Consider the following 4,037-nt stretch of genomic DNA (forward strand, 5'->3'; position numbering starts at 1 on the left):
GCTCTGTTGCGCCCATTTCTTTGGCGATGTCGAGCAACTGACCATGGGTCCGCAGCATTTCCCCGCGAGCCTCAACAAGGCTCGTCATCGTCTTGGAGAGATGGAGCAGGGCTGATTGGACGCGGGTCGACGGAGCTTCGGGAAACTCCTTCTGAGCGATGGCTGCGCTGTGCAGCAGGGCGGTCACCTGAATGAGGGCATCGTCGAGGGATGCCTCGGAAGAACTGACTTGCCGGGCGATGCGGACAGAGGCGTTGTGAACGGTAAGCATGGGCGATTTCTCCTTTGGCTAAGCCGGAGAAATCAGCCCGTTAAAACGGTCCCGAGCGACGTTGCTACCGCAAGCGAAAGTACCACCACCATCAGGATGGCTACCGCTCCGGCCAGCATGGCAAGAAGCTTGCCACCCACGCCCAGGTCCGAAGGCTTCAACCCCGGCCGCAGATAGGCGAGTGACTGGTCCCACGAATTCCTGACATCGAATGCCAGGCTGTCTTCGAACCGGTATATGTGCTCGGCGATCTGCTCGCTGTCCTGTGGGGCGCTAAGCGTTTGCGGTGGTAGTATGATTGGCTCAGGTATGGTTCGATCATACCCACGCCAGTTCTGGTAGAGGCGCAGAAGCTCTACTCGCGAAATGTTGCCAAGCTTCGCTCTGACACTGTCAATCCGTTTGTCGACTGAAACCGGCGCAACGCCCAACTTGATCGCGATCTGTTTGGAGGTCAGGTGGCCGCACGCAAGCATGAGCGCTTCATGCTGCTTGTCCGTAAGGGCGCGGAAAACTGATTCGGCTTGGCCGTCCATAAGAGCCCCCCTACTCTGTTAACCAATTCCTGAAAACCGCAACGGCGCGGAAACGACGTCACATTCTCGCACAATCCTCACGATAGCGCACCTGAAGTGACGCTGGCGCGCATCAGCGGTGAAGTGGTCATAGCGTGATCAGGAGCCGCCTGACCTCGGACAAGTGGCATCGCACCGCGAAAAAGGCGGCAACCCGCGCCGGCCAAGACCCGATTTCGATCCTTTTTTCCCGACGCGGCCACAGATCGGGAAGCGAGCAGCTGCTTTCCGAAGCTTTGTAGATTTAGCTATCGACCCATTACGCTGTCGTTAGTCCAGCTGTCTTACCGCAATGATCTGGTGCGTTCACACAGACAGAAGGCCGCTTGGCAGGTGATGCGAGCTTTTTTCCGACTCTTCTATCTGGACACCAGCGATCCGGAATTGATGCGAGCGCAATTCAGTTCGTTTCAAGGCCACATTCCGCTGCTGTACGTTATTCTCGTCTGCAACACGGTGGCTATCACCGTTACGTCGTTCAATGCTGCCGCCCTGGTCAAGACCCTGCTCGCTCCGATCGCCATTTCCAGCATCGCCATGTCGAGAGCGATCTGGTGGCTGCGGCAGGGTGACACGCAGAAATTCAGTGATGCGGAGCTTGCAAGGCATCTGTGGCGCACTTGCTTGCTTGCCGTGATAATGACCCTGACGTTCAACGCTTGGGTGATTTGGGTCTATCAGGACGCGGGGGCATATGCCCGCAGTAACCTGACATTCTTTCTCGCGCTCAGCCAGGTAAGCACTGTCTTTTGTCTGATGACTTTGCGGGCGGCCGCAATGCGGGTCTCGGTGGTAAGCACGATAGCCTTCGCGCTCTATTTCTCGTGGGTAGAAGGCGGCCAGCTGTTACCGCAGTCGCTGGTTCTGTGCTGCGTCTGCATTGGGATGGCGGTGGTCACGCACAGCTTCAACCGCTCCTTTTCCGAAGTCGTGCAATCACGCCGAACGCTACACATTCGCCAGCTTCAAACTGAGAAGCTCAGCGAGGAAAATCGCCGTATCGCATTCAGCGATCCGCTATCGGGCTTGCCCAATCGGCGGGAACTTCTTGCCCGACTTGATCGCCTGGAGCAGCGGCAAGGCTTGCTGGCCAACAGTCTGGCCATCGTTTTCATCGATCTGGATGGCTTCAAGACGGTCAATGACGAACATGGTCATCACGCTGGAGACGAGCTGATCCGCACAGTCTGCCAGCGTCTGCGCGAACAATGCCCCGACAACGCCATTCTTGCCCGGGTGGGGGGCGATGAGTTTACAGTGCTTCTGGAAACCGACGGGAACACCGAAAACGCACAGGCATCCGCACTTACGCTTGGACTGCGCCTGCTTGAGCAAATGGCGCTTCCTGTTCTGGTTGATCGCCATGTGCTGCAAATCAGCGGATCGATCGGCATCGCCAGTAATACCGACTCTGACGTGAACCCGCGTGAACTTTTGCGCCGTGCAGACTTGGCGATGTACCACGCCAAGACCGAGGGTAAGGGCCAGGTTGCGATTTACAGCGATGAGCTGGACAAAGGGCGGCTCAGGCGGATCGAAATCGAGGGACAGATTGGCAGTGGCCTAGGCAGCAACGAATTCGATCTGGTGTATCAGCCGATCATCGATGCAGCCAGCGGTGCGATAGTCGCAGCAGAAGCGTTGCTGCGTTGGCCTCGCCGTGCTGAGGGCGCGCTTTCACCGGATGAGTTCATTCACGTCGCCGAGGCGACCGGTCAGATCCATCCTCTTGGGCTCTATGTGCTCGAGCGCGCTTGCCGAGACATTGAGCCGATTGGCGGGCTATGCCTGAGCGTAAATGTATCGCCCGCCCAGTTCCGGCATCCCGGCTTTGAGCAGCAGGTTCTCAAGATTATCGAGCAGACCGGTTTCGTGCCCGAACGCCTGCAGCTGGAGATGACGGAGAGTTATCTGCTCACCAATCCCGGTATGGCGATCAAGGCGATGAATACCTTGAAAGCAGCTGGGATTTCGCTTGCACTCGACGATTTCGGGACGGGTTTTACCAGTATCCATTACCTTAAGTCCTACGGCTTCACCCACATCAAGATCGACAAGTCCCTCCTCCAGGGGCTGGAGCCCGACAGCAAGGCCACCATGCTGGTCGCCGGCGCGGTCACTCTTGCGAGGGCACTCGACATGAGCGTGATCGCGGAAGGTGTAGAACACGAAGCGCAGGCCAGCATCCTGCGCGATCTGGGTTGTCATGAGATGCAAGGTTATCTGTTTGGAAAGCCGGTCCCCCTGGCTGAGTTCAAGAGCATGCTCAATTGTGCCGGAAAAAGGCCTCAGCAGCCCCAAAGCCTCCGTATTGCGCGATAGCAGCAGCGCACAAATCGAGACAATCCAGACGGAATGGAAACGGGCTGAAGATAGCGAGCGCATCACCTCTTATCTTCAACATTGTGAGCATTCGCACAGCAGCCGAATACCTCCGGCGAACTCTCTGGGGTTGATCAGAAAATGCATGGCCCCGAGGCCTTGACCATTGAAGTGTTTCTGCCGTTCCGCACAGCCAAACGTCCTGCCGCAGAGTTCGCGTTACACGCGTCGCTACCTGCGCAGTATTGCTCGGTTATAAACCGTAGGCGGTCGTGGATGAAAACAATCACCAAATGCAGAGGCTACTCGATTTTTCGTCCCAGCCTTTCCGATTGAGGATCGGTATCCTAGACCGTTGTCAAGGGTTGGTTCCCTGTATCGCAATTCATCGCCGGCTTGAATTTCGTCCCAAATTGGAAATATTGTCTCACGTTCTGACATTAGGCGCTTGTATTCATGGAATGCTCTTACACAGGAGTCGTAAACGACAAATGTTGAGATTATTCCTGTGGCACAGAAAAGTATCATGATGCAATATTGAAGCATTTTCCCCTCCAGGGGCAATGCCAAAGCCGCAAACCAGATCCCTAAAGCTAGCCGCATGACAATTTGCAAGAAACCGAAATAGTAACTTACGTTATCTAAATATCACAGAAATGGCGCTCCGCCAAATTTTCCATTATTTGAACCAAAATGGATCTAATCTCAGATTTTTTGATGATGTGATTTATGGGCTTTAGATCTTGGGTAATGAAGCATCATCCATCTCAAATGTTTCTAGACCGGCTGGCGACGATGAGCAGCGGGCCATCGTCGTGGCAGAAGGGCATGGATGTGCTGGCCGAGACGCTCAATCACCTTGTCGGGAT

The 4,037-nt window shown here is 55.5% G+C and carries 3 protein-coding genes; 1 reads left to right on the forward strand and 2 read right to left on the reverse strand.

The window, feature by feature from the left end:
• Both ACOVQ0_RS02525 and ACOVQ0_RS02530 read right to left on the reverse strand, forming a co-directional pair.
• On the reverse strand, positions 1 to 271 hold a 271-nt coding region (locus ACOVQ0_RS02525), incomplete at its 3' end, for a hypothetical protein (protein WP_421879840.1).
• Between the two features lie 32 nt (positions 272 to 303).
• Positions 304 to 807: a hypothetical protein gene (locus tag ACOVQ0_RS02530; protein ID WP_421879843.1), complete on the reverse strand. Its 504-nt coding sequence runs from the start codon at positions 805 to 807 to the stop codon at positions 304 to 306.
• 375 nt (positions 808 to 1,182) lie between these two features.
• Here ACOVQ0_RS02530 and ACOVQ0_RS02535 point away from each other — a divergent pair, with 375 nt between their 5' ends.
• Positions 1,183 to 3,168, forward strand: coding sequence for a putative bifunctional diguanylate cyclase/phosphodiesterase (locus ACOVQ0_RS02535; protein ID WP_421879856.1), 1,986 nt, complete (start codon positions 1,183 to 1,185; stop codon positions 3,166 to 3,168).
• Positions 3,169 to 4,037 lie beyond the last annotated feature (869 nt).

The sequence above is a fragment of the Novosphingobium sp. genome, from assembly GCF_049240505.1.
Lineage (GTDB): Bacteria > Pseudomonadota > Alphaproteobacteria > Sphingomonadales > Sphingomonadaceae > Novosphingobium.